Genomic DNA, 4,516 nt, shown 5'->3' on the forward strand with positions numbered 1-4,516 from the left:
GCGATCTCCTCGGGGACATAAATAGTATGTCGGAAGATCTCTAAAAGTGAATGGGCCGTTTTGGTGGGATACTTACACCACGCCTCACTTTTTAAAGAGCAGCTTTCACACTTTTAACATCACGTTAGCACACCGATCCCGATGCGCACTTTTACCCCGACGACCAGTATAACGGCGGCGCAAGCCGCCGTTAACCCTTTGTTTTGTCGTTGTCTTTATCTGTGATGTCCGTCATTACCCGAACCCGTAGCGGGGCCGCTGCTTGCTGCGGCTCTGCTACGGGTTGGCCGGGCGTGGGCTGGCGAGGCCCGCTGGTGACGGCACGGCACCCCGTTCCACTGCTGCCAGACCGGGTGTTGACCCTGCATGACCACGCTGAACCGGGGCGGGCAGTGGAAGCTGGCCGCGACGGCAAGGAGTGACACGCTTCTTCACCGCGTGGCACGACCCGGCGCTGCCAGACGACACCGGGCGGGCATGAACACTTTCAGCGGAGGCCGCAGGCCGACAACCTCCTTTAGCTGACTGCCATCCGGGTACGTGGCCGCTGCGGCGCACCGGAGCCGCCAGGGATGGCGGCGACTGCGGCGCTGAGTCAGACCTGCGCCGCTGACCGGGCAGGAGCGTAGCTGCTGCCGCGTGGCACGGCCTGAAGAGCCGAACGCGGGGGCAAGCCGCACGCCGTGGCCTGCGTGAGCGCGCGCAGCCCCCGAACTTCCCGACCCTGTAAATAATTCTGTGTAACTGCCCACGATTATTAAAGGTGGCCGCTCAGGCGGTCACCGTATTCGATAATAAAGCGGCTCATCGCCAGTCGCCAGTCGCCAGTCGCCAGTCGCCAGTCGCCAGTCGCCAGTTGATTATCGGCATCGTCCATTTCGTCGTCGCCGCTTCCGTTGCCAGCCAGATCACTTTGCGCACTGATTCATCCGTCGGGAACACCTTCCGCTTTTTGAGCGCCTGCCTGATCACGCTGTTCAGCGATTCGATGGCGTTTGTCGTGTAAATTGCACGCCGGATATCTTCCGGATAAGCGAAGAGCGTACTCAGGTTTACCCAGTTAGCCCGCCAGCTTTTACTGAGCTGTGGATAACGCCCATCCCAGCATTCAGCGAATGCATTCAGCGCCGCAAGACCGCCTTCTTCCGTTGGCGCGCGGTAAATCGCCTTCAGGTCATGCGTAACGGCTTTGTAGTCTTTCCATGTGACGAATTTCAGGCTGTTGCGGACCATATGCACCACGCACAGTTGCACGCGTGTCTGCGGATACACGCTGTTTATCGCATCCGGGAAGCCTTTCAGGCCATCCACGCAGGCGATAAGAATGTCTTCCAGACCACGATTTTTCAGCTCTGTCAGCACGCTCAGCCAGAACTTAGCCCCTTCATTTTCCGCTATCCACATCCCCGGCAGCTCCTTGTGACCCTCGGTATTGATGCCGAGAGCCAGGAACACGGACTTGTTTATTACGCTGCCGTCCTGCCGGACTTTCACCACAATACAGTCAAGATAAACAATCGGATACAGCGAATCGAGCTGACGGTTTTGCCATTCAGCGACCTGTCCCTGGACCGCATCCGTGACTTTCGAAATCAGCGCAGGAGACACATCCGCATCGTACATCTCTTTGAACGTGGCGACGATTTCGCGTGTGGTCATGCCTTTGGCGTAAAGCGACAGGATTTGCCGGTCCATCTGGGTAATCCGCGTCTGATTTTTGCGAATGAGCTGCGGTTCGAAGGTGCCATCACGATCGCGCGGGGTTTTAAGCGGAACTTCGCCATCATCGCTGAGCAGGGTTTTAGCAGAGTAACCGTTACGGGAATTGCTGCCTTTTTTAGGGTGGTTTTTCTCATGGCCGAGGTGTTCAGTGAGTTCAGCACCGAGCGCCGCTTCAACGGTGATTTTAGTGAGCATACGGGAAAACTGGTTGAGATCTTCTTCCGTTTTAAGGCCCTTAGCCAGCTCAGCAGCAAGGGCCCTGATTTTTTGTTCGTCCATAATAATTACCTGTCTCCATGATGTTATGAAGATACCAAATCAGGCAATTACACAATTTACATTACAGGCTCATAGCCGGGAAGATTTAATTTCTTTCCCGGCTTTACTACTCAGTCAACTTTAACAATTATCTTACTGATATCCGCACCTCTGAACTTATGGGTTTTCACTGCATCGCTAATTAACTTTGCAGTCTCTACTCCTAATATAATTGAAGGTGATTTTTCCTTACCACTGCCAAAAGAAGTTGATGTAAAAAACATCCCTTTTTCCAATACACAACCAGTTTCATCATAAAATGTTGGGTCAGGCATAACTTGGTCAAAATATTGATGGCACTTGTTGCAATAGTTTCCTTTTTTGTATGCAGCATAGCTAATTATATTTTGGGGCCTCATTAAAAATAAATTTTGTTTCTTGTTCACCGGTAAAAAATCAACATTTAGAGCAAGTTCATCTATATATTGCTTAAACCTCAACGATACAATAAATCTCCTATCATAAGTAGTTCCAATATCAGCTCTATTTCCTACCTTAATATTTTCTGGCAAATAACCATCATCAATACAACAGCCACATTTATTACAAAATATACTATCCGGTGCATTTTCAAAGAAATACGCATGATTCCCGATAGCACTCAAATCATAACCAATAATTATTTTTTTACTCATCACCTCAACCCCGGATGTTGTTTAAAGAAATCCTCAACCACATATTTATATTTTGCACCCGAATCTTTGTAGAACTCCGCTAAAGCCTCTAACCTTTCTTGCCTTGTAAAGTTAGCTTGTATCTTGGCTCCACTATTTCCACGCTGAGGACGCATGTGAACCGTCTCTCCTTTTGCATTAACACCTGTTTTATTTACCAAGAAATCATTTAAATCTTTATGAAGCTGACGATGGTCAACCTCATCAAGCATTGTTAATTTCTGATTTTTCTTTCCGCCCATAAATTTAGGATCGGAATGGTGTCCATGACATTTGAGACCAAGCGGATCGATCCATGTGAGAGGATTAGGCCCATAAGCATACAGGTTTAACCCACCCGCCAGCCCTATCGGGTCCGGTGTAATAAACCGTCCCACTTCCGGTGCATAATACCGGTAGGTCGTGTAGTGCAGCCCGGTCTCTTCATCTGCATATTGTCCGGCATAGCGCAGCGGCTGCCGGAACCTTCCTAACGGCTGACTGAAATTGCGCCACATCGCGTCCGTCTGGCTTCTGACCTGCCCAAATATCCCGTATTGACCTGACCAGACCATCTCGCCCTGCTCATTGGTCACTTCCTGCGGTGAACCGTTGAGGTCGGTGTGATACCAGTACAGTGTGTCTTTACCATAGCGCCGTTCAATGCACGCCAGTGGAGTATAGGTTTCGTTCGGGTCGTAGCACCAGGTTTTCTGGCTCTCTTCCGTGCGGCTTTGCAACAACCGAAGCCCCTGCCACAGGAAGCGGGTTTCGCGTCGTTCCTGCCGGATGGTCACCACCTTGCTCAAGCGGCGGCCCAGGGCGTCGTAATGGTACTGCGCTTCAAAGCGGCCTTTCGGCCCGTCACCTTTGGCTCCTACCAGGCGGTTATCCCCGTCATAGCGGTAATGCTGGGTTTGGGCACCTTTCTGCCTGACCCTCATGTTGCCAAAGGCATCATACTGATAGTGCCAGTCTTCCCAGTGAGTCAGCCGGTTATCACGGTATGGCTCACTGCCTCGGGTATAGGGTGAGCTTGTCTCAGTCTTTAACGGCAGTATCAGGGCATTGTCGGCACGGTCATAATGTATCGAGGTCTGGCCTGCCTGCGCTGAATAAACGCCGCGCAAGCGCCCTTCGTCATCGTAACCGTAGCTTAATGTGCCGCGGTTGCTGTCTTCTACCGCCGCCAGTTCGTGCAGGTCATCATAGTGATAAGCACGCCACAGCATCCCCTGTTCGGGTGTGGTGAGTGCCTCGGTAATGCGACTGCTGACACTGCTCTGCCACTGGCGACGCCCCAGCCGGTCATACTGCCGCTGTTGTGTCAGGCTACCTTGTGTACGACTGGTTTCACGGTGCAGTGCATCGCGCTCAAACTCGCTGACGATATGCTCATTGAAGCGGATGGCAGTGACATGCCCGGAGCCGTAGTGGTGCCACTGGAACTGGTCGTCGTTCGGCAGGGTGAGTGTGGTCAGGTTGCCCAGTGCATCATACTGGTAGTGCAGGGCTTCTTCGCCGTTGTGCTCACGGATGACCCGGCCCAGTTTATCCCGTTCAAAGGTGACGGTGTTGGGCTGGATACCCAGCTTTTCTCCCTGTTCGGTGGGGGTGCGGCTGGCGCTGAGCAGGTTGCCCATCACGTCCCATTGACACTCAACCCGTTCGGTCTGTGTCTGGCGTTCAATTACGCGGCCAACCGCATCGTATAGAAGCTGGCTCAGTTTTTCCGGACGGTGTCCTTCGTCGTCTGCCGTGCCTTGCTGGGTCACCGTGCTTATCTGCCCGTCGGCATTGCAGGTGTAAGTGTATCGGGTATC

General features: G+C 52.4%; 2 protein-coding genes and 1 pseudogene. All 3 read right to left on the minus strand.

What is annotated here, in order from left to right; translation table 11 throughout:
* Positions 1-757: 757 nt before the first annotated feature.
* Positions 758-2,001: pseudogene (locus tag AC07U6_RS22130) on the minus strand (IS256 family transposase).
* A 110-nt stretch (positions 2,002-2,111) separates the two neighbouring features.
* Complete coding sequence (locus tag AC07U6_RS22135) at positions 2,112-2,675, minus strand: hypothetical protein (RefSeq protein WP_494763990.1); 564 nt, start codon at positions 2,673-2,675, stop codon at positions 2,112-2,114.
* Positions 2,675-4,516, minus strand: a 1,842-nt coding sequence (locus AC07U6_RS22140; RefSeq protein WP_494764852.1) for an RHS repeat-associated core domain-containing protein, incomplete at its 5' end; no start/stop codon positions are given. The genes AC07U6_RS22140 and AC07U6_RS22135, both read right to left, overlap by 1 nt.

Source organism: Erwinia sp. GW821-FHT03D09, from assembly GCF_059420805.1.